The organism is Streptomonospora nanhaiensis, from assembly GCF_013410565.1.
In the GTDB taxonomy this organism is placed as follows: Bacteria; Actinomycetota; Actinomycetes; order Streptosporangiales; family Streptosporangiaceae; genus Streptomonospora; species Streptomonospora nanhaiensis.
Genome location: NZ_JACCFO010000001.1, coordinates 4,111,834 through 4,134,817, shown reverse-complemented (window position 1 = coordinate 4,134,817; position 22,984 = coordinate 4,111,834). Strand labels below are relative to the sequence as shown.

Genomic DNA, 22,984 nt, shown 5'->3' with positions numbered 1-22,984 from the left:
GGCCGGCGCCCCCGCGGGACCGACCGGCTGACCTCCGTTCGCCCTTGCGGGCGCACGGACCGCGGCACGGAGACCAACCCCCCCGAAAGGGGCGCGATCACGGGTTCATCGCGCCCCCGCCCCCGCCGCCGGCAGCGGCGGCGGGGGCGCCTCCCGCACGACCGGCTCCGGCGGCGCGCACACGCGCGGACCGCCCGGCGGACTGGGCACCCGCCGCGGCGGTCGCCGCCCGGCCCCGCCCTCAGTCGTCCTTCAGGGTCAGGCGGGCGATCGGCCGCTCGCTCACCGGATGGGGCTCGCAGGCGAACCCCGCCTTCTGGAACATCCGCACCGTGCCGGTGTAGACCTCGGCGCTGGGCGCGCGCCCGCCGGCGGTGTCCACGGGGTAGGCCTCCAGCACCCGGCCGCCCTTGGCGCGCGCGTGCTCGATGGCGGCGTCGAGGAGCTGGGAGCCCAGGCCCTTGCGGCGGCGCCGGGGCGGCAGCCAGAAGCACACCAGCGACCACACGCCCGGCTCGTCGGGGTCGACGGGGCGCAGCGAACGCGACCGCGACAGGCGGATGAAGTCCTCGCGGGGGGCGACCGACACCCAGCCGCAGGGTTCGCCGCCGTCGTAGGCGATGAGCCCGGGGACCGCGCCGTCGAGGGTGATGCGCCGCAGCGCCTCGCGGTTGGCGGCGCCGCGCTCGGGCGGCGCGCACGAGATGCTGGCGGTGAAGTCCTTGGCGCGGCGGCGGAAGTAGACGCACCAGCAGTGGCCGTAGGCCCCGGTGGGGCCGAACAGCCGCTCCAGGTCCGGCCACCGCTCCGGGGTAGCGGGCTCGATCGCGACGATGGTCATTCCGGCCCCCTCGCACACGGGCTGCTGTGACCTAGAACACTAGCGACTCGTGGCCGAATTCGGCACCCTCAGAGGGGTTGACTTGTGGTAGCGCGCGTGGGCGCCGCCGCCCGCGGGATCAGGGGCGCGGCGCCGCTCGGGCGTCCTCGTCGGCGGGTTCGCGGGCCGCCCGCAGCTCCGCCAGTTCGACGCGCAGCGCCCGCAGTTCGGCCATGATCGCCTCGGTGCCGGCGGTGTCCGGTCCCGCGTCGGCGGCCGAGGCGGCCCGCACGTCGTCCTGCTCGTGCTCCAGCGCCTCCACGGCGACCGCGATGAACAGGTTGAGGGCGATGAACGTCGAGGCGAGGATGTAGAGCACGAAGAACACCGCCGCCGTCGGCTGCTCCTCCATGACGGTGCGGGCGATGGAGCCCCAACTGTCGCCGGTCATGATCTGGAACAGGGTGAACACCGAGGTCGCCAGGTCGCCGAAGTGCTGCGGCGCGGTGGCGCGGAACATGGTGGTCGCCATCACCGCGGCGATGTAGAGCAGCAGGCTTACCAGGATCGAGATCGAGGCCATGCCCGGCAGCGCCTTGAAGAGGCCGCCGACCACGTGCCGCAGCGAGGGCACCGCCGACAGCAGCCGCAGCAGCCGCAGCAGCCGCAGCACCCGCAGGACCCGCAGCACGCGCAGCACCGACAGCGGGCCGGAGGCGGGCAGCAGCGCGACCAGCACGATGAGCAGGTCGAACCAGCTCCACGCGTCGCGGAAGAACGCCCCGCGGTGGGCGTAGATCCGCAGGGCGATCTCCACGACGAACACGCCCAGGATCGCCAGGTCCAGGGTGTGCAGGAGTTCACCGTGGGAGGCGACCAGGCCCGGTGAGGTCTCCGCGCCCAGCAGTACGGCGTTGACCAGGATCAGGGCGATGACACCCCGCTGGAACCACCGGGCCGCCACGACCTCTTGGACGCGTTCGCGCACACTCACGGGAAGGGACTCCGTCCACGCTGCTACCGGACGCGGCCGCGCGGGGGCCGCTCAGGACCCCGGAAGCCTATCGACATGTTCGTCCCGTTTCGCCGCGTTGGCGGCGTGCCCCGTCCCCGGCGGGATCAGCGCGTCACCGCGCCGGCCGCCCGGCGGAGCGGGGGGCGCCGGGGCGTCGCGCCGGAGGGGTGGTCTTGCGCAGGCTGACACGGCCCCCCGCCTTCGGCGCGGCGGAGGGCGCCGGTCCGTCCGCCAGGACGGAGGCGACCGGGCCGCGGTCGGGGCCGGCCGTCCCCGCCTGCTCGGCGCCCTCCTCGGCGGCCTCCTTCTCCGCGGCCTTCTTGGCGGCGGCGGCCTTCTCGGCGTCGGCGATCTCGGTCCTCATCACGCCCGCGGCCTCCCTGAGACGGCCGGTCGACGCGCGCACCTGCTCAATGGCGGTCTCGACCGCCCAGAAGAAGTGCTCGCCGCCGTACCTGCGCAGGAACCCCGGCGAGTGGAGCGGCGGCAGCCGCACGGCGTCCGCCGCCTCGCTGTGGGCCCCGGCCGCCTCGATGGCCTTCGACAGCTCCGCGATGTGGGCCGAGCCCGTCTTCGTGGTCCCGTTCGCGAGTTCCGACTTGCGCAACCGGCGCGCCTCGGGGATCAGGCGCTCCACCTCCGCCCGGACCGTGGTCCACTCGCGCACGGCGCTGCTCCACTGCCTGGTCAGCTCGTCGGTGGACGCCGTCCGCCGCCGAGCCCACTCACTCAGATTGAGCGGCGCAAGGACGCGGTCCAACTGGGCGCGGGGCTCGGCGGGGCCAGGGGTGAACGTGGCGTGCGGGACACCGGTGCGCGCGGGAGCCCGCGCGGCCTCGGCCGCGCGGGTCGGCGCACGTTCCGCGCGTCCGCGCGGGGCGTCCGGCGCGCCGGCGGCGCGCCGCTCGGCGTCGGTCCGCGCGTCGGGGGCGGCGGGAGGGAACTTGTCGGCGCCCTTGATCGACGCCGACGCCTCGCCGACCGCGCCCACCTGCGGGATGCCGGAACGCAGGATCGACTCCAGCCCGGTCCGCCCGTTCTCGTAGCCGGCGATGTCGAACTCCGCGCCGCGGATCACGCGGATGTGCCCGTCAACGGCCTTCCGCGAGGCGTCCAGGACGCCGGTCGCGTGCCGGACGGTCTTGGTCAGCGCCTTGGGTCGGTGGGTCCGCAGCGCCTCGCCGGGTTCGGACACGAACTTCAGCACCCCGGGGTCCGCCTGCCCGAGGCGCAGGGCGTCGGCCGGCTCGCGGATGTTGAACGTGTGGGACCTGGCGGCACCGGTGGCCTTGGCGAGGGCATCGACCAGCTCGGGGGTCCGGCGGGTGTCGTTGAGCACGTGCCCGAGCAGCCGGTCGGAGGTCTCATACAGCCCGGCGAGGGTGTCGCGGCTCTTCTTCCACCGCTCGGCCGCGGATTGCAGGCCCTCCACCGCCTCCTTCAGCGCGTCGGCCCCGGTGGGCTGCCGTCCGTCTTCCTCGGCCACGGTCGTCCTCCAGGTCTCGGTGCCGGGCGGCGGGGGCGGGGCTCGCGGTCGATCATTGTCGGTGCCGGGCCGGTGCCGGCGCAACCCCGCCGCCCGCCGGGGCCGGTGCGGGGCGGGCGTGCGCGCGCCCCGCACCGGCGGGCGGGTGGACCGTCAGGCGTCGACCCGGGCGGGCCGCTCCGGCTGGCCCTCCCAGCACTGCACGCCGCGCAGCTGCGGCAGGCGGTCGCGGGTGAATACCGGGTCCAGGCCCTGCCTGCGCTGCGCGGTGTAGTCCTTGACCAGGAGGAACACCGCTCCGCCCAGGGGCGCCAGCGCGATCAGGTTGACCAGGGCCATGAAGCCCATCGTGGTGTCGGCCAGGCTCCACACGATCCGCACCGAGCCGATGGAGCCGAGGAACGTCGCCAGGAGGAAGACCAGCTTGAAGCCGAGCATGACCGACCGGTTGCCGGTCATGAAGGCGACGTTGGCCTCGCCGTAGTAGTAGTTGCCCAGGATGGAGCTGTAGGTCAGCAGGAGCAGCACCAGGGTGAGGGCGTGCAGCGACCACGTGCCCAGGCTCGACTCCAGCGCCTCCTGGGTGAGGGCGGGGCCGCGTTCCGCGCCGAAGGTGGGGTCGGACACCAGGATGAGGAACGCGGTCATGGAGCAGACGACGAGGGTGTCGAAGTACACCCCGAGCGTCTGAACCAGGCCCTGCTTGACCGGGTGGGTGACGGCGGCGGTGGCGCCGGCGTTGGGCGCCGAGCCCAGGCCGGCCTCGTTGGAGAACATGCCGCGCCGCACGCCCTCGACGATGACGGTGCCCAGGGCGGCGCCGGCGAACTCGCGCAGGCCCAGGCCGCCGGTGAAGATCTGGGCGAACACGTCGGGCACCCGGTCGAGGTTGAGGGCGACCACGGCCAGGCCCATGAGGATGTAGGCCAGGGCCATGAACGGCACCAGCACCTGGGTGACGTGGGCGATGCGCCGCACGCCGCCGAAGACGACCAGGGCGGTGACGGCGACGATGATCGCGCCGACCACGGGGAAGAGCCAGGCGGGGACGCCCCCGCCCAGCGCGTCCACCGAGGTCCCCACGGCGTTGGTGAGGGTGTTGGCCTGCACCGCGTTGAACACGAACCCGAAGGTGAAGGTGATGGTGATCGCGAAGATCACGCCGAGCCAGCGGGCGTTGAGGCCGTGCTGCATGTAGTAGGCGGGGCCGCCGCGGTAGCCGCTGCGGTCGCGGACCTTGTAGAGCTGCCCGAGGGTGGACTCCACGAAGCTCGCCGCGCCGACGAGCACCGCCATGATCCACATCCACAGCACCGCGCCGGGGCCGCCGACCGCGATCGCGCCGGCGACGCCGACGACGTTGCCGGTGCCGATGCGGGCGGCGGCCGAGATCGAGAACGCCTGGAACGACGAGATGGCCTTGCCGCCGTCGGGGGCGGTCTCGGGGGCGCTGCGCAGGGTCCGGAACATCTCCGGCAGCATCCGCACCTGCGCTCCGGCCATGCGCACCGTGAAGTACAGGCTCAGGACGACGAGCAGGGGGATGAGCAGCCACATCCAGAAGTGGTCGGTGAACGCGACGACCGCGTCGTTCACCGTTGTGTTGAGTTCTTCCACGGCCCGTTGGGCTCCTTCGTTTGGGGGACGGCACCTGCTGGTTCATGAGTCGGCGCCTCGCACCCCGTACCCGGCGCGGCCCGTCCGTCACGTTTCGGGCTAATCCGTTGTTGGATGAGAACCGTTCCGTAACCGGCGCGCCGAGGGCGCGCACGCGGCGGGAGCGGCCCCGCCCGCCTGCCCGCGCGCCCCCGCCGCGCGTCAGGGCGCGCGGTAGGGGTCGGTCACCCCGTCCGGGCAGGCCGTCTCCGCGATGTCCCAGCCCAGCCCGCGGGCGCCCGCCCGGTAGGCGGCCTCGTAGAAGTCCAGCACCGCCGCGCGCGGGTCGGGCGCGGTGCGGGCCCGGTCGTAGCGCAGCAGCGCCAGGTGCCGGTCGGGCGCGGTGGCCAGCCACTCGGCGCCCTCGGGCAGGGGTTCGTCGGCCAGCCCGGGGGGTTCGGGCGCGGTGTAGGAGTAGAACGCGGGTTCGGGCACGGAGTCGTCGCCGAACCAGAACCCGAAGCTGACCGCCTCCCGCGAGTACGCCTCGCGGATCAGCGGGCCGGCCTCCTCGGGCAGGCGGACGGGCGTGTTGGAGAACCGGGTCGTGGCGATGTCGAGGGTGTGCCAGAAGTGGTGCACCGGGCTGGTCTTGCCGGAGTAGCGGCCGGCGAACTCCTCCAGCAGCAGGCCGACCTGGCTGAGCACGCGCCAGTACCGGGTGACCGCCGCCGGGTCGTAGTCGGCGTGCTCGGTGTCGTCGGCGAACGGCCGCTCGGCGTCGGGCAGGTCGTAGGGGTAGGGGTGCGGTATCCGGGCGTGCACCCCCAGCCCCATCAGGGTCGTCAGCACCTCCTGGTGGAAGGTGGCGACGCTGTGCCCGGGCAGCGAGAACGACGCCTCGCGGCCGTCGAGGACTCGTGCGAGGAGCCGGTGGCCCACCAGGTCGAAGTCGACGGTGAACACCGGGTTGCCGTCGATCTGGCCCATGGGGCGGGTGGTCAGGCCGTTTCCGGTCAGGTGGAAGGGCACGTGCCACCAGTGGTTGCGGCGCGGGCTGGACTCCAGGCGGATCTTGCCCACCACCTGCAGGAAGCGGTGCAGGGTGTGCTTGGTGGGCGCCCAGTCGGCCAGCGGGATCGGCGGGAACAGCTCCATGCGGATCGGTCCTTTCGGCGGTTGCGGGCGCGGCGGCCGGCGCCGGACGGCGGCCCGCCGCACCGGGCGCTCAGGCGCGCCGGTGGCTGGTGCGGGGCTCGGCGGCGCGCGGCGGCGGGACGCGGGGCGCCTCGCCCGCGGGCGGGCGGGGCGCCGCGGGCGCGCCGATGCGGGTGACGGGCGCCGGCTCGGGCGCGGCCGGCAGGCCGCCCTCGGCGCGCGGCTCGGCCGCCGGCGGCAGGGTGGCGCACACCGCGTCGAGCACGGGGGCATAGGCGCTGCGGTCCTGGTGCAGCCGGGCCCGCAGCGGTTCCACGCCCGACCGGAAGCGGTTCAGCAGCGCCTCGCCCGCCGCGGCGTCGCCGCGCGCGGCGAACTCCAGCAGCACGGCCAGGTGGTCGTGCGGCTCGGGGCCGGCGACGCTCCAGCCGTGGTCGGCCAGGACGCGCTGGACGCGGGCCAGGGCGTGGCCGCGGCGGCGGACGTCGCCGTGGCCGCCGAAGGTGTGCACGGTCAACTGGAGGGCGCGCCGGCCGCGGGGGTCGAACACGCGCGTGTAGTGGGCGGCGAGGCGGGCCTCGGGCTCGGCGGCGGCGTGGTCGCAGAACCCGGTCAGCCCGCGGCGGGCGGGGCTGGGCGGCAGTTCCAGCAGCGCCCGGTAGACCAGCGGCAGCCGCCGGTAGAAGGCGGGGTCGGGGTGGGCCAGCAGCACCGCCGCCGCCTGGCGCAGCACGGCGTGGCAGCGCGCCTCGTCCAGGGTGTCGGCGCCGGGGCGGCCCCGGGCGCGCTCCGCCGCCCCGGGCGGCGCCGCCGTCCGGGTGAGGTGGGCCCCCGCGCTCAGCAGGAGTTCACCGGCGCGGCCGTGTCCCCCGGCCACCTTGGCGCCGTTGTGCATTGGTATCACTCGCCCCTTGCGTCGTGGCGGCACGCGAACGAACGAGTCCCGTCGAGGCCCCGCAGCCAGTAGCGGGACCAATACCCAGGTGGGCGGGGTCAACGCATGCGGTGTGCGCGCGGGCGCGCGGGGGTGTCAGGCGCGGGCGTCGGCGGCGCGCACCAGCACGGCCGCGCGGTTGCCCACGCGGACCCGCTCCAGCGCCGCGACGCCCTCGGGCAGGGCGACCTTGCGGGTGCGCGCGGTGACGGTGATCACGGCCTCGGGCGGCAGGACGGCGGCGAGCGCGCGCAGCAGCGCGCCGACGGGGTCGCCGCCCTCGGCGGGGGCGTCGCGCCAGCGGGTGAGGCCGCCGTAGGGGATGTCGGTCAGCACGACGTCGACGGGGCGCTCGGGCGGCTGGGGGGCGAAGGCGTCGCCGGTGCGCGCGGCGGCGGGCAGGTCGCCGCCGGCGGCGCGCAGGCGGGCGGCCAGCCGCGCGGCGGCCTCGGCCCGCTCCTCCATGGCGGGCCGGCCGAAGGCGGCGGCGTCGGCGCGCAGGCCGCGTTCGCGCTCGGCCAGGCCGCCGGCGGTGAGCAGGGCGAGGTTGCGCCGGGCGATGCCGAGGGCGGCGGGGTCGGCGTCGGTGGCGAGAACCCACGAGAGCCGCTCGCGGTGCAGCAGCCCGACCGTGGTGGCCAGGTGGCCGCTGCCGCAGCAGGGGTCCCACAGGGCCACGGGGCGGCCGTCGGGCGCGGCGCGGGCGGCGGCGCGCTGGAACAGCTCGTCGGCCAGGCGGACGGGGAAGCCGGGGTGCCCGGGCGCGGAGCGCAGCACGGTGCCGCTGGCCAGGTCGGAATGGTCGGCGCGCTCGGTGGCGTAGCGGTAGGCCACGGCGGGGTCCTCGCGGGTGGGCGGCGCGGGCCGGGCGGAGAAGCGGGAAAAGCGGAAAAGAGGGGCGGTCCTGACGGGATTTGAACCCGCGGCCTCCACCTTGACAGGGTGGCGAGCACTCCTAACTGCTCCACAGGACCTGGGCGACCGGCCGCCGTGGGCGACCGCGCACGAGCACCAACTTTACCGGCAGTTGGGAGTGCACCGCACCACGGTTTCCCCAGGGAGCCGGGAGGGTCAGGCGCGCTCGCGGCGCACCCGGCCCTCGTCCCACACGGGGGTGTCGGTGGTGTGCACCCGGCCGTCGGCGCCGAAGACGAGAAACCGGTCGAAGGAGCGGGCGAACCAGCGGTCGTGCGTGACGGCCAGCACGGTGCCCTCGTAGGACTCCAGGGCCGCCTCCAGCGCCTCGGCGGACTCCACGTCGAGGTTGTCGGTGGGCTCGTCGAGCAGCAGCATCGTGGCGCCCGACAGCTCCAGCAGCAGGATCTGGAAGCGGGCCTGCTGGCCGCCGGAGAGGGTGTCGAACCGCTGCTCGCGCTGGTGCACCAGCTCGTAGCGGTGCAGCAGCGGCGCCGACTCCCCCAGCGGCAGCGCGTGGTCCTCGGCGAGGATGGCGGTGAGGGTGCGGCCGTTCCACTCGGGGTGGTGGTGGGTCTGGGCGAAGTGGCCGGGCACCACGCGGGCGCCCAGGCGGGCCTCGCCGGTGTGGCGCACGGATTCGGGGTCGGCGAGCAGCCGCAGGAAGTGGGACTTGCCCGAGCCGTTGGAGCCGAGCACGCCGATGCGCTCGCCGTAGAAGACCTCCGTGCTGAAGGGGCGCATCAGGCCGGTGAGTTCGAGGTCCCGGCAGGTCAGGGCGCGCACGCCGGTGCGGCCGCCGCGCAGCCGCATGGAGATGTTTTGCGGGCGCGGGGGCTCGGGCGGCGGGCCGGCGTCCTCGAACTTGCGCAGCCGGGTGAGGGCGGCCTGGTAGCGGCTGGACATGGAGTCGTTGTAGGAGGCCTTCTGGCGCAGGCCGTGGACGAGTTCGCGCAGCTGGGCGTGGCGCTCGTCCCAGCGGCGGCGCAGCTCGGCGAAGCGGAGGTGGCGGTCGGCGCGGGCGCGGTGGTAGCTGTCGAAGCCGCCGCCGTGCACCCAGGCGGTGTTGCCGGCCGCGCCGCCGCCCTCGACGGTGATGACGTGGGTGGCGGTGCGGGCGAGGAGTTCGCGGTCGTGGCTGATGAACAGCACGGTCTTGGGGGTGGTGCGCAGCCGCTCCTCCAGCCACTGCTTGCCGGGGACGTCGAGGTAGTTGTCGGGCTCGTCGAGGAGGAGGACGTCGTCGGGGCCGCGCAGCAGCGCCTCCAGGGCCAGGCGCTTCTGCTCGCCGCCGGAGAGGGTGCGCAGGGCGCGGCGGCGGGCGGAGTCGTAGCCGGTGCCGAGGGCGGCGACGGTGCAGACGTCCCACAGGACCTCGGTGTCGTAGCCGCCGGCGTCGGCCCAGTCGGCGAGGGCCTGGGCGTAGCGGAGCTGGGCGGGTTCGTCGTCGCGGACGGATAGGGCGGATTCGGCGGCGGCGAGCTCGCGGGCGGCGCCGCGCACGCGCGGCGGGGAGACGGAGACCAGCAGGTCGTGCACGGTGGAGTCGGGCGCAAAGGGTGCGGTGACGCCGTCGGGGTCCTCCTCGTCCCCGGCGGCGGAACCGGAGTGGGACCCGATGAACTGCCGCATCACCCCGAGCCGCCCGCTGCGGGTGACGGCCCCCTCGGAGGGGTCGATGTCGCCGGCGACGATCCGCAGGAGCGTCGTCTTGCCACTGCCGTTGGCCCCGACGAGGACCGCCTTCATCCCGTCCCCGACACGGAAGGACACGTCGTCGAGCAGGAGGCGGCCATCGGGCAGGTGGTAGCCGACACCGGCGACGTCGATATGGCCCATGTGCGGCACTATGCCGAGGGGCGGGGAGGGCTGTCGACCGGTTTTCCACAAGGGTGGGACTAGGGTGGTGTCGTCTCGACACAATCCGGCAATATTGGAACGGTATTCGGCCGTTCCGTTATCGCAGGTCAATAAGTGTGCGCCCCGCGCATGCGGGGATGGTCCGAGGGCCTCAGCGGGGTGCATCCCGCTGAGGCCGTGCGCCCCGCGCATGCGGGGATGGTCCGCGGGCGAGGGTATCGACGTCACTCTTAATCTCGTGCGCCCCGCGCATGCGGGGATGGTCCGGCGGCGTGGCGTGGTCGCTGGCCAAGGTCGGCGTGCGCCCCGCGCATGCGGGGATGGTCCACCTGGTGTGGGTGGCCATGGCCGCGCTCGGGCGTGCGCCCCGCGCATGCGGGGATGGTCCGTGAGGGGGGTGGGGGCGGATGGCGGGAATCCTGTGCGCCCCGCGCATGCGGGGATGGTCCGGGCGATGGTCCGCTCATCTGTCGAGGGCACATGTGCGCCCCGCGCATGCGGGGATGGTCCGAACAGGATGATGCCGGCGATAGCGCGAGCTGCGTGCGCCCCGCGCATGCGGGGATGGTCCGGCGTCGATGCCGGCGGGCAGGCGGTCTCTGACGTGCGCCCCGCGCATGCGGGGATGGTCCGCGGGCGGCCACCACCACGAGGAGAACCCCATGGTGCGCCCCGCGCATGCGGGGATGGTCCGGCGCCGGCGGCGACCAGCACCATCGTGGACTGGTGCGCCCCGCGCATGCGGGGATGGTCCGTGTTTTCGCCTGGTCGGCTCCCTGTTTTGGCAGTGCGCCCCGCGCATGCGGGGATGGTCTCTAACCCTTCCCTTCCGGTCTCCGCGCCATCACCGCTACCCCCAGTGCCGCCAGGGCCAGTCCTCCCCCGAGGTACATGGCTCCCGGCAGGCTGACCGTGTTCACCACGGCCCCGCCGACCAAAGCCCCTCCCCCGATGGCGGCGTTGAAGACGCCCACGAACAGCCCCGACGCCGCCTCCCGGTCCTTTCCGGCCGCTGCCGCGATCCAGGCCGTCGTGCTGACCGACACCCCGCCGTACGCCAGGCCCCACACCACCATCACCGCCGCCGCGCCGACGCCCGTCGCACCGAGGAACGGCACCAGCGGCATCACCGCCGCCAACCCCACTCCGATGACCGCCAGCGCCCGGCGCGGGTTCGGTCCGGCCAGCGCGCCCGCCGTGAAGTTGCCGACCACGCCCGCCACCCCGTACACCAGCAGCAGCGTGCCGATCAGGGCCGCGCCCGCGCCCAGGGTGTCCTCCAGGACCGGCCGGACGTAGGTGTAGGCGACGAAGTGCCCGCCGACCAGCAGCGCCGTCAGCGCCAGCCCCGCCCGCACCGCCGGGATCCGCAGGGTGCCCACCACCCCGCCCACCCGCACCGGCCCCTCGGCCGGGAGCCGGGGCAGCAGCAGCGCCATCACCACCGCCGCCACCAGACCCAGCCCCGCGACGGCGGCGAAGGCCGCCCGCCAGCCCGCGAGTCCGCTGAGGAACGTCCCCAGCGGCACCCCCAGAACCGACGCGACCGCGACCCCGCTGAACACGATCGACGTCGCCTTCGCGGCGGCGTGCTCGGGCACCAGGCGCGGCGCGACCCCCACGGCGAACGTCCACAGGAACCCCATGCCGATCCCGACCAGCACGCGCGCGGCCACCATCACCGCGAAGTTCGGCGCCGCCGCCGCGATGAGGTTGGCCACGGCCAGCAGCACGGCCGTCAGCACCAGCACCGTGCGCCGATCCATCCGCCCGGCGATGGGGGTGGCCGGCGGCGCGGCGACCGCCGCGACGAATCCGGTGATGGTCAGCGTGAGCCCGGCCGTGCCCGGGGACACCCCGAGGGCATCGCCCATCGGGGTGAGCAGGCCGACGGGCATCATCTCGGCCGTGACGACGGTGAAGGTGCCCAGGGCGACCGCCGCCGCCGCGAGCCATCCCCGCACGGGAACCCGCTCGGGCGCGCGCCGCGCGGCCCGCCCCGAGGACGTAGAACCGGGCGCCGGATCGGGGGACGCCGGGTCCGGGGACGTGGTGGGAATCGAGTTCGACATGCCCACCAGCGAACCGGTGCGGCCTCCCCCGAACAACGGCGAAGTCCTCGACGTTCCATAAGCTGGGCTCATCGATCCAGCTCGGCGGGTGCGGAGGCGGCCATGGCGCAGAACGTGGAGAGCCGGGAACTGGAGTGCTTCCTGGTCCTGGCCGAGGAGTTGCACTTCGGCCGCGCGGCCGAGCGGCTGCTGGTCTCCCAGAGCCGCGTCAGCCAACTCCTGCGCGCCCTGGAGCGGCGCGTCGGCGCGCGCCTGGTCGAGCGCACCAGCCGCCGCGTCCGCCTCACCCCCCTCGGCGCCGACCTCTACGCCGACCTCGCGCCCGCCTACGCGGCGGTGCGGTCGGCGGTCGAGCGCACCCGCTCCGCCGCGCGCGAGGTCGCGGGCGTGCTGCGCGTCGGCTTCCAGGGCACGGTCTACCGGCACATGACCGCCGCCATCGCGCGGTTCCACGAGCGCTACCCGGAGTGCCGCGTCTCCGTGGTCGAACTGCCGCTGTCGGACCCCTTCGGTGCCCTGTACCGGGGCGAGGTGGAGGCGGCGACCGTGCTGATGCCGGTGGCCGAGGACGGCCTTACCGTTGGCGCCACGTTCTCGCAGCGGCAGCGGATGCTGGCGGTCGGCGTCGGCCACCCGTTCGCGCGGCGGGCCGGGGTGGACGTCGAGGATCTTGCGCGGGTGGCGCTGGTGCCGTTCGACGAGCCCGCCCCGGCGTACTGGCGCGGCGACCACGCGCCCGACCGCACGCCGCAGGGGCGGCCGATCGCGCACACCGAGCCGGTGAAGACCCTCCAGGAGGGCCTGACCCTGGTGGCGGCGGGCGCCGGGGGCATGCTGGTCTGCCGGCCCACGGCGGACTACCACCGGCGCGACGACGTGGTGTACGTGCCGGTCACCGGGATGACGGCCTCGGCGCTGGCCCTGGTGTGGCCCACGGCGGCCGAGACGGCGGTCGTCCGGGCGTTCCGGTCGGTGGTCGCCGAGACGCTGGGACCGGCGGAGGCGCGGGCGGACGGCGGCGCACTACAGTGCGGTGAGGAGGAGCCGTCGGCGGTGCCGGCGGGTTCGGTCCCGAGCCTGGAGGGGATGCGCACGTGAACGACCCGGAGCACACGGTCCCGGCGGCCACGGGCGGCGGACCGGGGTCCGCGAGGGGCAGCGCCGAGCAGTCGCGGGCGCGGGAGGCCGGGGGCGCCGAGGGCGGTCCCGCCGCCCGGCAGGCCGCGCCCGGCGAGCCGGGTGCGGGTGCGGGCGCGGAACCCGCCGAGGGAGCCGGGGACACCGAGGGCGCGGGAGGCCGCGAGGCCGGGCGTCCGGCGCCGCCCCTGCCTCCGGGGCAGCCGAGCGGCCGGGTGGACCGCTGGATCTGGGCGGTGCGCCTGGCCAAGACCCGGGCCGACGCCGCCCGGGCGTGCCGGGGCGGCCACGTGCGCGTCAACGACCGCGCCGCCAAGCCCGCCACGACCGTGCGCGTGGGCGACGAGGTGCAGGTGCGGCTGAACGGGGTCACCCGGATCGTGGACGTCACCCACATCATCGACAAGCGCGTCGGCGCTCCCGTCGCGGTGCGCTGCTACACCGACCGCAGCCCCGAGCCGCCGCCCCAGGCACGCGGACCGGTGCTCCGCCGCGACCGGGGCACGGGCCGCCCGACCAAGCGCGACCGCCGCCAGATCGAACGCCTGCGCGGCGAACGCTAGGCGCCGACGGCACACCGCACGGCCGTCCGCCCTGCCCCAGTCCGCGTCCCGGCACGTCGGCGCGCCGCAACGACGCGACCGCGAGCGGCCCTCCAGGCCGGTGTAGGCCCCGCGCATCCGGTGCCGCTCAGCCGTCCTGGTCGGCGCAGCCGACACGCGGCCGAGGACATTGTGGCCTGGCCACCGCCGTCGGACAGGCGGCCGAGGTTCCCCGACGCCGACGCGGACCGATCGGCCGGGCCAAGCGCGTTCGTAGCGGCGCACGTGTTCGCCGGTGCCCCGGCCAAGAGCACCAAGCGGGCAGGCCATACAGCGCAAGAACACGGCAGGCGGCAGGTCGCGGAAACCGCGACGCCGCACCCGGCAGCCGACCGCACCGGACCGATCCAGGGCTGCGCGCGCCGCATGCTCCCACCCGCTACTCGATCGCCCCGGGGATCTGGCACGGACGGCAGCGGGGGCGGCCGGAGCGGCCATACGTCCCCGCCGCGCCGTGTCGGTCGGCGGACCGCGCTCCGGGACGGGCACCTCCTGGGTCGGGCACCGCCCGGTGGGCGACAATCGACCAGTGCTTTCGCGTCTGCGCACCCTGGCCGTGCTGGAACTGGTCAACATCCCGCTGTTCGCCGTGGTGCTGTTCGGGGTCCTCGGACTGCCCCCCACGCCCGCGAACGCGGCCGGGTTCGCCCTGTTCTCGGTTCTGCTGCTTGAGGGCTCCGCCTACTGGTGGGCCAAGGCGGCGCAGGTGCGCTCGCGGGCTTCGCACCCCGCCGGCCTGCCGCTGTTCCGCCTTCTGCGGGCGGCCAACCCGGTGCTGCTGGCGGCCGGAGGCGTAGTGGTCGCCTGGCAGCTGACGGGCGGGGTGCCGTGGACGCACACCTGGCCGGGGGCGGGGCTGGCGGTGTTCGCGCTGCTGGAGCACGTCAACTACTTCCACGTGCAGCTCTCCCACCAGAACCGCGCCGACCTGGCGCGCCTGTGGCGCACCCGGCGCCTGCACCGGTCCCACCTGGCGCGCGACCTCGCGCGGCAGGCGGGGCGCGAGCCCCTTCCGCGGTGAACGCGTCGCCCGACCGTCCGGCCCCAGTCCTGTCGCCGTCCCCGCCGACGACTGCCGCGCGGACCCGTCCGCGCTGAGAAAACCGGCGAGCGCGAGCCGCCGCGCGCACCGCCCCAGCGCGGGGCCGAGCCCCTTCCCGGGCGGCATGGGCTTCACCAGAGCCCCGACCAGTGAGGCGGCCCGCCGTACTGGGGCGCGCGCTCATCCGCCCGGCCCGCGCCGGACGACCCGCCGACCGGACCTTCCCTGCCGACTGAGCCGACGCGCCGAGGCGATGGCCTGGGCACCGGCAAGCGCGCTCGGCCCGAAGCGCCACCGCGCCCGCACCAGCACCCGCACCACCGAAGGACCCCCGACCGGGTATGTCAGCGCGCCCGCGCGCTCAACGCCGCACTCGGCACGACCGGATGACCGGCGCACCGTTCTAGCGGGCGCCGCCATCGGGCCCGGGGCCCTCGGGCGCGTCTCCCTTCGGCCCGTTCTCCGCGTCCCCGTCCGGCCCGCCCTTCGGCTGGGCGCCGCCGTCCGCCGCCGCGCGGCGGCGGTTGCGGGACAGGCGGTGGAACACCCATGCGCCGTCGAGCATGGCCACGGCCAGCAGGGCGAACACGATCGCCTCCAGGCTCCAGCCGTCGGCGCGGTAAGCCGTGAACCAGAAGTAGCCCATGACCAGGGCGCAGGCCACGGCCACCGCTATCGTCCACCGTCCGATCACGCTGGGTCCTCCTCACCCGTTTCCGCCGATCCCCGGAGTTCGGCCGCGCGGCGGGGCCTGGCCGCGCCATCGGCCGTCGCGCCGGGCGGAGGCGCTGCGCGCCCCTCTCGGTACCACGCCGGCCACCGGGCGCGGCGGCACCACGCGGACCCGGAACCGCCGCCACGTCGACCGCCGCCGCGCACGGAGCTGACCTCGGCCGACACCGCGCTGCCCGGTCCCCGGCCCGTCTATGATCCCCTGCTTCCCCGCGACCCGCCGCACGCGGTCCGCGATCCGCGCCCGCAGCCCGAGGCGGTCGCCTCTCGCGAAGGCTGGTACACGGCGCTCACCCTGCCCGGCGACGAGAATCCGCAGATCGTCGGCACGGCGAGAGCGGGTTTCTCACGTATGCCCTGTTATGCGCGGCCCCAAGACGCCCCCGAAGGCAGCAGAGGCCGCTTGCAGTCCACCATGTGAGACACAATTGCCGCCACGGAGGCACTCTGGACCCAATGTCCGTTTTCAAGGGCGACGATCCACGGTTTTCAGCCGCATGGGCGACCGTGGATGCGAGGTCGCTGGAACCAACGACAATTTCGTCTCACCACGTGAGACAACCAGGACGAGCAAACGGTTTCCGCTCCCCGCTCACGCCCTCCCGGCCACCGCACTCTCCCGGCCGCCGGTCAGGCGGGGCGGGCCGTGGCGGCCAAGGCGCGCAGGCCCTCCAGGACCTCCTCCGCGGTGGGGGCGTTGTCGGGGTCGCTGAGGCTCTGGATCATCACACCCGCCATCAGGGCGGTCTGCACCATGCCGAGCGTGCGGGCGGAGCGGTCCGACACCTCATCCTCCGGCACGCTCTCCAGGATCGCGGCCATACCGCGCCACCCCCCGGAGACCCCGCGCGCCAACTGGGCTCGCAGGTCGGGCTGGCGGCGGCTCTGGAGGAACAGTTCGACCGTGGCCACCCACAGGTCCGGGTGCTCCCTGAACTGCTCGACGAGCCCGGCCCACATGCGCGCGAACCCCTGGGCGGCGTCGTCGCCGGCGCCGGGCGCCAACGCGCGGCCCACGCTGTCACCCCACTCGTCCAGCAGCTCGAACAGCGCCTTGTTGAGCAGTGTCTCGCGCGACCCGTAGTGATAGCCGATCGCGGCGGTGCTCACACCGGCGGCGGCGGCGATGTCGCGCACGCTGGTGCGGTCGTAGCCCTTCTCCCGCAGGCAGCGCTTGGCGCCCGCGAGCAGTTCCTCGCGATTTCCCATGGGCGGCACCCTACCAGCGCCTTGCACGGACGGATGAGACGAACGCATTGCGCGTCCGACTTACTCAATCGCATTGCTCGATCGAGTTGCACGATCGCGCAAACGGCTGTTACGGTCCTCCCCATCGCCCGGTCGGCAGGCTCCGACCGGCCCAAGGCAGGGAGAGGCGCATGAGGAAGATCTGGACGGCGGGCCTGGGGCTCGCGCTGCTGGGCACGCTCGCATCGGCCGCCGTCGTCGGGTCCGCCGGCCAGGCGGCCGCCGCCGCCGAGGACCCCGCCTCCGCCGTCGTGCAGACCGACCAGGGCGCGGTGCGCGGCACGGTGGGCCCCGAGGTCCGCTCGTTCAAGGGCATCCCCTACGCCACGGCCGAGCGGTTCGCCAAGCCGCGCCCCGCCGAGGGGTGGTCGGGGGTGCGCGACGCCACCGAGCGCGGCACCACCTGCGCGCAACTGCCCGGCTATCCCATCGGTGAGCCCAGCACCGCCGAGGACTGCCTCAACCTCAACGTCACCACCCCGGTCGGCGGCGGCGAGGACCTGCCGGTCGTCTTCTGGATCCACGGCGGCAGCATGATGGTCGGCTACGGCGACCTCTACGGCCCCGACCGCCTTGCCGCCGAGGGCGCCGTCGTGGTGTCGGTCAACTACCGGCTCGGCCCGACCGCGTTCCTGGCCCACCCCGATTTGGAGGAGTCCGGTTCCCTGGCGCTGGACGACCAGCGCGAGGCGCTGCGCTGGGTGCGCGACAACATCGCGGAGTTCGGCGGCGACCCCGGCCGCGTGACCCTCATGGGGGAGTCCGGCGGCGGCTTCGCGGTGTGCGGCCACCTGGCCTCACCCGCGTCCGACGGCCTGTACCGGCAGGCGGTCATCCAGAGCGCGCCCTGCTCGACGCCCGGCAACGCCTCACGCACCCGGGAGGAGGCCGAGGCCGACAGCGAGCAGGTCATCAAGGACCTCGGCTGCCTCGACGCCGAGGACGTCGCGGCCTGCCTGCGCGAGGTCCCGATCGACCAACTGCTGGAGAAGTACGGCACCGACCGCGAGCCGCGCCCGGTGAGCGGGACCCCGGAGCTCCCGCTGCCGGTGGACGAGGCGCTGCGCACGGGGCGGTTCAACCGCGTGCCGGTGCTGATCGGCGTCAACCACGACGAGGAGAACGGCATGGTCATCGGCGCGGAACTCGCCACCGGGGAGCCCATGGCCGACGCGGACTACGAGGCCGCGATCCGGAGGGACGACTCCTACGGCGACGACGCCGACGCCGTCCTGCGGCGCTACCCGCTGGGCGACTCGGCGGGCGCCACGCTGGCCCGGGTGCGCACCGACTCCGTGTGGGCCGTGCCCACCCTGGACACCGCCCGCGCGCTGTCGCGCCACACCAGCACCCGCATGTACGAGTTCGCCGAGCAGGACACCCCGTGGTACCGGGACCTCCCCGAGCCGAGCTTCCCGGCCGCCGCCCAGCACATGGCCGAGCTGCCCTACATGTTCGACATGGCGCTGTTCGAGGACCTCACGCCCGAGCAGGCCGCGCTGGGCGCCCGGATGAACAGGGCGTGGGTCCGCTTCGCCGCCAGCGGCGACCCCAACGGCGGCGGTGAGGCCGCCTGGCCGCGGCTGCGCGACGACCGGGGCCGGTCGGGCTGGTACGTGCAGTCGCTGTCCTCGGGCGACTGGAGGCGCGCCGACTTCGCCAAGGACCACGGGTACCGCTTCTGGAGCCGGCTCTCCGACTGACCGGGCTCCGGAGCACCTCGGCCCGGCCGCCCCGCACCCGGGGCGGCCGGGCCGCGCGTTCTCCGGCCGCACCGCCGCACTTCCGCACGGCTGCACGGGCGGGCGGCCGGCGGCGGGCGGCTACGGGCCGGGGACTCCACGGCGCGGTGCCTTCCCCGCACCGCGGGTCAGGAGGGCGGGCGGGCGTCGAACCGGTTCAGGACCGCGCTGACGTCCTCGGCTCGGGCGGTCTCGGGGAAGCGCACGACCCACCAGGTGGCGCCCGCATCGCGGTAGGGGGCGGGGTCGGCGTCGGGGGGACCCCCGGCGGCGACGTCGAAGCCGCCGAGGCCGCCGCGTCGGCGTTCGATCTCGGCCAGCATCCGCCGCAGCTCGTCGGGGGAGGTCTCGGGGCACAGGCCGTCGAACCGCGCGGCCCGCCGCAGCGGCGCGGGGGCGGCGGAGCGGGCGGCGACCCAGATGGGGATGCGGGGGCGCTGCACGGGGCGCGGGAAGGACCGGACGTCCTCGACACGGACGTGGCGGCCGACGTGGGTGGTCCGCTCACCCGACCACAGGCGGCAGATCACGTCGAGGCTCTCGTCCAGCATCTCGCCCCGGGGGTGCGGAACGTCGGATGCGCCGGATGCGCCCAACCGGGCGCCGCCATCGGGGCCGCCGAGCCGACCGGGGCTGCCGGAGGTGTCGGCACCGCCGGGAGCGTCGGCGCCGCCGTCGCGCGGGTGCGGGACGCCCGCGCCGCCGCCCGCGGCCCCGTCGTCGTCATCCCCCGGCCCGGCGCCGAGGACGAACCGCCCCCCGCTGAGCCGGTCCAGGGCGACCGCCTGCCGCGCCACCTCCTGCGGCCGCCGCCGGGGCAGCGGCGTCGTCCAGGTCCCGATGGTGATCCGCGACGTGCACAGGGCGATGGCCGAGAGCGCGATCCAGGGGTCGCACACGGCGACATCAGCCGAGGGGCGCACGACGTGATCCCGCAGGAACACCCCGTCGAACCCGGCCGCCTCGGCCTTCTCCGCGAGTTCGCCCAACACCCCGGGATCCGCGAGTTCCCCAAGGGGCGGAAGGTACAACGCATACCGCATCGGCCTCACCCCTCCCCGAACGGCGCTTCCTGTAACTTCCAGCGTCTCTCAGGGGCGGGGATCCGCTGCTCGCGGGGCCCGCGGGAGCGCGTCCGGCCCGGGGCAGGGCGCCGTGTGGACGACCGGCGGCGCCCCCGCAGGGCAGGCGCGCGGCGAGGCCGCGAAGCGGAGGGCAGGCCCGCTCAGGCGTCGTCGTCGGGGGGCGTGCCGTGGACGCGGTGGACCGATCGCAGCCACAGGAAGGCGCCGGCCATGACGAGCGACAGCGCGCCGTACCCGATGGCCAGGGCCCTGTTGCCGTAGATGAACGGCGGGATCGCCTGGCAGGCGAAGAAGACGGCGCCGAACGCCGTCGCAAGCACCCACCCCGGCGCGCCTGTTCTCCCGTGGACCCGGAGTTCGCGGCATCTGCGCCTCCTGTGCGTTCGGGGGACGTGGTGATGCCGACCGCTAACGGAAAGTCAACGCGGGCCGAACGCCGGGCGCAACCCCTGACACGAGAGGCACCGACACCGCCGGCCGGGACGGGGTGGGGTGGGGTGGGCGCGGCCGTTGCCGTTGCTGTCGCGGAGAACGCCGAAGCCACCAGAAAAGCCCGGCGCCTATTCGGCTCCGGGCTTCTTCGCTGGTCATACTGTGTGGCCAGGGGCGGGGTCGAACCGCCGACCTTCCGCTTTTCAGGCGGAGCAACCGGGCTGACCAGCCACAACGTACGTCGTCGGGCGGGTGCCACTGTCGGCGGTCGGACGGGGCCGGTTGCTGTCGTTGCTGTCACGGTTGCTGTCATGCGGCGGCCCTTCCGACCTCGCCCAACGGACGGGAGGTGCGGCACCCGCCGGTACGTGATCGCCGGCCGCCCTCCTCCACCACCGATCCTGGAACCACAGCGGCGGGTGACCACGGTTCGATCCCGCGCGGGTTCTGGCGCGATCAGTCCGCACCCCATCACGTCCTTGTTCGCGCCAGGTTCCGTGCGGGCTCCGGGGGTCCATGGGGGCGGTAGCCCCCTGGTACCACCAGTCCTCAGCAAAACCACAGAAGACGCATCGCGCTCAAGCGACGTCCCCGAAGGTACGGAGAGCTTAGGCCAGTCCAGGAAAATCCAAAGACGCACGGATTTTGGACCGGCGTGCTTTTGACCAGCGAAAACTCTTACCTTGCCGCAGCAAAAAGGGTGTCTGTAGTCATCGGCGCGCATGGCAGCCACTACGTGCTCGACACGGTGGGTGGGCTCGGGCACTCTCCTGTCCCACGGGGCCAGTACTGGCCCAGAGAGAGGGAGCAGCGCATGAGCGCTCATGGATATGCCTCCGCGGTGGGCGGAGAGCCGGACTACGCGCCGGCGCTACGCGCGCTGGTGCATCCGCTACGTCAGCGCATGATCGAGCTCGGGTGGAGTCAGGCACAGGTGGCGATACGCCTCGGGTGTGATCGGTCGCGTGTATCGCGGGCGCTGTCGGGACGAGAGGTGCCCCCGCTCGACCGCGTTGAGCAGCTCGCAGGAGTACTCGGAGCCGATGTTGCTGAAGCGAGGGGCCGCTGGCGAGAGGTGGTCGCACTACGACGCAGGGCTACGGCAGGTGGGGCTCCGGGGGCACCGCCATACGACCTGCGCAGCTACGCGGAGTTTATCGCCGCCTTGAGAGAGCTACTGCGCAGGCGTGCGATGTCACAGAGGGAGGCCGTCCGTCGGGATCGCAGCAGGATTCTGGCCCCCTCGACGGTCTCGGCGGTCCTACGCGGCGAGCGAAGCGCCCGGCGGGATGTGACCCAGGCACTGGTGCGCGCGTGCGGGGTCAGTGAGGAGGCAGCAGCAGCCTGGGATCTCGCGTGGTGCCGGCTGGCCCTGCCCCACCGGGATCAGCTCCACCAGCGCAGGATCAACTGCTACCGGCATGTGCGGGAGAGGGTGATGGCCTACTCCTTCCTCACCGATTACCGCGAACTCCGCCATAACGGCACGCGGCCGGTCTTCCGCTAACGCCTGCCGACGTGCACGGCATCGTGCTGGGTGCTGGGCGTGCGGGGTGGGACCGGGCGGCAGCCCGCAGCCCACCCCGCACCCCCAGCGCGTAGCGACGGCGGCGCGAAGCGCCGTCGCCTTGATCCCATACAGCCCAATTCGGCAGTGCGTTCCTAGAACTCGACGCCGACGGCTCCGTTCCAGGTGTGCTCGAAGCTGTTGATGTACGTGGCGAACAGTTCCGGCTCGGTGTCGCCGTCGATGACGAGTACGGGGGTCGCGGACGCTGGTGCGCCATAGATGTGCTGGTTGATCAGCATCCGGTTGTCGGCTCGGAAGACGGAGTTGTACAGCACGGTTCCGTGCTGGCGGATCTCGATGCCGTCGATGCTCATTAGGGGCTTGTAGAGCACCAGGGCGTTCCGGACCTTCGCGGCCATGGCCGAGCCGATGCCCTCTTCGTCTCCTCGGTCCTGGACGTGGGGGCTGCCCGGATCGCCCAAGAGGATGCGCACACGGACCTCGGCGTGTGCCTTCTCCTCGAACAGGTGCAGGATGCCCGTGTCCTCGGCGAGGAACAGGCCGCTGTAGACGAGTACGCCGATCTCGTGGTGCGCCGACTCGAACAGTTGCCGCCATACAGCGTGCGGGACTGCCCAGCGGTGTGGATAGACCTTCGGGTCATCGGCCGGGAACGGCTGCGATTCCTCGCGCCTGACGGCTGCGGTCGGCCACAGTTCGTGCTCGGGGATGCCCACCAGGTCGGCCATGGCCCAGCGGTGGCGGGCATAGGGCGTCTGACCGGACAACCAGCGGCGGACCGTCTTCGGGTCCACGCCCAAGCGTTCGGCCGCGTCGGTGTCGGTGAGGCGAGCGTTGGCCAAGGCTCGGCGGAGGGCTTCGTTCACTGCGTCGTCCTCCCGGATCAGGAGACTTGACGGTATCAGAAGACGTCCCTAGACGTCCCTCAAGAAGTCCGATACGTGGTACACATGTCCGCACGTTCTAGGCAGTGTTTCCGCAGGTAGACAAGACCCCCGCGAGTGGGCCAACACTCCGGGGGCGTGGTCCCGACCTGACGGAAGCAGGTGGAACATGCGGAACCCTATCGCGCGCCCATTCCCACGAGTGTCGTCACGACTCCGGCCCTATGCGCCGCTGCCGTTCACCCCGGCCCCTGAGCCCTACGACGTCCCTCCGCGAGCGGCCATGGTCCGACCGTACGTACTTCACCTTGAGAGGCAGCGGCGCCAGTGGCGCGACGACCGAAGCCGCCTCGGGGTGGCTGTGCTCCTGGACCTGTCTCGGTCGGCGGCGGTGCTGGTATGAGCCAGCACGACAGTCCGCTGTTGCAGCTCCTTCAACGCCACTACGGAGACCGGTGGAACATCCGCCGAACCGAACACCTGTGGATCGCCACGCTGCGGAAGCCGGATGCCGAGCACGCTCCGACTCTGGTCGAACCCGACCTTGAGGAGTTCGTGCGCCAACTCGAAGACCCGCCCGCGAGCATCGGGCGCTCCCTGCTGTCGGGGGGCTGGTTCCAGTCCCGGTTGCACACGCTCACGGACGGCATCTATCGCTCGGAGGAACCGCCCTCAGCGTGACCAGGCCGCCGC

19 protein-coding genes, 2 tRNA genes, 1 pseudogene and 1 CRISPR repeat array are annotated in these 22,984 nt (G+C 74.0%); of the genes and pseudogenes, 6 read left to right on the top strand and 16 right to left on the bottom strand.

What is annotated here, in order from left to right:
• Positions 1-241 precede the first annotated feature (241 nt).
• The 10 genes and pseudogenes from HNR12_RS18275 to HNR12_RS18230 all read right to left on the bottom strand — a co-directional run.
• The gene (locus HNR12_RS18275; RefSeq protein ID WP_179768754.1) at positions 242-841 is read right to left on the bottom strand and encodes a GNAT family N-acetyltransferase; all 600 of its coding nucleotides are present in this window, start codon (positions 839-841) and stop codon (positions 242-244) included.
• Positions 842-959: 118 nt separating this feature from the next.
• Positions 960-1,814: an ion transporter gene (locus HNR12_RS18270; RefSeq protein ID WP_179768753.1), complete on the bottom strand. Its 855-nt coding sequence runs from the start codon at positions 1,812-1,814 to the stop codon at positions 960-962.
• 133 nt (positions 1,815-1,947) lie between these two features.
• Positions 1,948-3,321 carry a hypothetical protein gene (locus HNR12_RS18265; RefSeq protein ID WP_179768752.1) on the bottom strand — a complete coding sequence of 458 codons (1,374 nt, stop codon included), beginning with the start codon at positions 3,319-3,321 and terminating at the stop codon, positions 1,948-1,950.
• 153 nt (positions 3,322-3,474) lie between these two features.
• Positions 3,475-4,878 carry an alanine/glycine:cation symporter family protein gene (locus tag HNR12_RS18260; protein ID WP_179770699.1) on the bottom strand — a complete coding sequence of 468 codons (1,404 nt, stop codon included), beginning with the start codon at positions 4,876-4,878 and terminating at the stop codon, positions 3,475-3,477.
• 261 nt (positions 4,879-5,139) lie between these two features.
• Positions 5,140-6,075: a DUF5996 family protein gene (locus HNR12_RS18255; protein WP_179768751.1), complete on the bottom strand. Its 936-nt coding sequence runs from the start codon at positions 6,073-6,075 to the stop codon at positions 5,140-5,142.
• 70 nt (positions 6,076-6,145) lie between these two features.
• Entirely contained in the window at positions 6,146-6,970 is an 825-nt protein-coding gene (locus tag HNR12_RS18250; RefSeq protein WP_179768750.1) for a nitrate reductase molybdenum cofactor assembly chaperone, read from the bottom strand.
• Positions 6,971-7,105: 135 nt separating this feature from the next.
• Positions 7,106-7,843 carry an rRNA methyltransferase gene (locus HNR12_RS18245; protein WP_179768749.1) on the bottom strand — a complete coding sequence of 246 codons (738 nt, stop codon included), beginning with the start codon at positions 7,841-7,843 and terminating at the stop codon, positions 7,106-7,108.
• A gap of 65 nt (positions 7,844-7,908) precedes the next feature.
• Positions 7,909-7,983, bottom strand: a tRNA-Asp gene (locus HNR12_RS18240).
• Between the two features lie 97 nt (positions 7,984-8,080).
• Positions 8,081-9,763 (bottom strand): ABC-F family ATP-binding cassette domain-containing protein, encoded by a 1,683-nt coding sequence (locus HNR12_RS18235; protein WP_179768748.1) that lies wholly within the window; start codon positions 9,761-9,763, stop codon positions 8,081-8,083.
• Between the two features lie 137 nt (positions 9,764-9,900).
• Positions 9,901-10,600: direct repeats of the CRISPR family, unit length 29 nt; unit sequence GTGCGCCCCGCGCATGCGGGGATGGTCCG.
• A gap of 74 nt (positions 10,601-10,674) precedes the next feature.
• Positions 10,675-11,682: pseudogene (locus tag HNR12_RS18230) on the bottom strand (MFS transporter); the annotation flags it as partial.
• A 276-nt stretch (positions 11,683-11,958) separates the two neighbouring features.
• On the opposite strand from HNR12_RS18230, the gene HNR12_RS18225 reads away from it, so the two are divergent.
• The 3 genes from HNR12_RS18225 (at position 11,959) to HNR12_RS18215 (ending at position 14,616) form a co-directional block, all read left to right on the top strand.
• Positions 11,959-12,954 carry a LysR family transcriptional regulator gene (locus tag HNR12_RS18225; protein WP_179768747.1) on the top strand — a complete coding sequence of 332 codons (996 nt, stop codon included), beginning with the start codon at positions 11,959-11,961 and terminating at the stop codon, positions 12,952-12,954.
• 227 nt (positions 12,955-13,181) lie between these two features.
• Positions 13,182-13,556, top strand: coding sequence for an RNA-binding S4 domain-containing protein (locus HNR12_RS27880; protein WP_217781372.1), 375 nt, complete (start codon positions 13,182-13,184; stop codon positions 13,554-13,556).
• A gap of 568 nt (positions 13,557-14,124) precedes the next feature.
• On the top strand, positions 14,125-14,616 hold the full coding sequence (locus HNR12_RS18215) for a hypothetical protein (RefSeq protein ID WP_179768745.1): 492 nt from the start codon (positions 14,125-14,127) through the stop codon (positions 14,614-14,616).
• A 424-nt stretch (positions 14,617-15,040) separates the two neighbouring features.
• Here HNR12_RS18215 and HNR12_RS18210 read toward each other — a convergent pair whose 3' ends face one another.
• Both HNR12_RS18210 and HNR12_RS18205 read right to left on the bottom strand, forming a co-directional pair.
• A complete protein-coding gene (locus HNR12_RS18210) occupies positions 15,041-15,331 on the bottom strand; it encodes a hypothetical protein (RefSeq protein WP_179768744.1) in 291 nt (96 codons plus the stop codon).
• 668 nt (positions 15,332-15,999) lie between these two features.
• Positions 16,000-16,578 carry a TetR/AcrR family transcriptional regulator gene (locus HNR12_RS18205; protein WP_179768743.1) on the bottom strand — a complete coding sequence of 193 codons (579 nt, stop codon included), beginning with the start codon at positions 16,576-16,578 and terminating at the stop codon, positions 16,000-16,002.
• A gap of 170 nt (positions 16,579-16,748) precedes the next feature.
• Between HNR12_RS18205 and HNR12_RS18200 the strand changes: the two genes are divergently transcribed.
• Positions 16,749-18,320 carry a carboxylesterase/lipase family protein gene (locus HNR12_RS18200; protein WP_179768742.1) on the top strand — a complete coding sequence of 524 codons (1,572 nt, stop codon included), beginning with the start codon at positions 16,749-16,751 and terminating at the stop codon, positions 18,318-18,320.
• A gap of 167 nt (positions 18,321-18,487) precedes the next feature.
• Here the strand turns inward: HNR12_RS18200 and HNR12_RS28600 are convergent, their stop codons facing one another.
• The 3 genes from HNR12_RS28600 to HNR12_RS18180 all read right to left on the bottom strand — a co-directional run bounded on the left by HNR12_RS28600 (position 18,488) and on the right by HNR12_RS18180 (position 20,107).
• Positions 18,488-19,351: an LLM class flavin-dependent oxidoreductase gene (locus tag HNR12_RS28600; protein ID WP_338119846.1), complete on the bottom strand. Its 864-nt coding sequence runs from the start codon at positions 19,349-19,351 to the stop codon at positions 18,488-18,490.
• Positions 19,352-19,584: 233 nt separating this feature from the next.
• Positions 19,585-19,764: a hypothetical protein gene (locus HNR12_RS18185; RefSeq protein ID WP_179768741.1), complete on the bottom strand. Its 180-nt coding sequence runs from the start codon at positions 19,762-19,764 to the stop codon at positions 19,585-19,587.
• Between the two features lie 277 nt (positions 19,765-20,041).
• Positions 20,042-20,107 (bottom strand) — tRNA-Phe (locus HNR12_RS18180).
• Positions 20,108-20,690: 583 nt separating this feature from the next.
• On the opposite strand from HNR12_RS18180, the gene HNR12_RS18175 reads away from it, so the two are divergent.
• Entirely contained in the window at positions 20,691-21,383 is a 693-nt protein-coding gene (locus HNR12_RS18175) for a helix-turn-helix domain-containing protein (protein WP_179768740.1), read from the top strand.
• Between the two features lie 155 nt (positions 21,384-21,538).
• Here HNR12_RS18175 and HNR12_RS18170 read toward each other — a convergent pair whose 3' ends face one another.
• A complete protein-coding gene (locus HNR12_RS18170) occupies positions 21,539-22,273 on the bottom strand; it encodes an XRE family transcriptional regulator (RefSeq protein WP_338119791.1) in 735 nt (244 codons plus the stop codon).
• A 417-nt stretch (positions 22,274-22,690) separates the two neighbouring features.
• Here HNR12_RS18170 and HNR12_RS18165 point away from each other — a divergent pair, with 417 nt between their 5' ends.
• Entirely contained in the window at positions 22,691-22,972 is a 282-nt protein-coding gene (locus HNR12_RS18165; protein ID WP_179768739.1) for a hypothetical protein, read from the top strand.
• Positions 22,973-22,984: the final 12 nt, after the last annotated feature.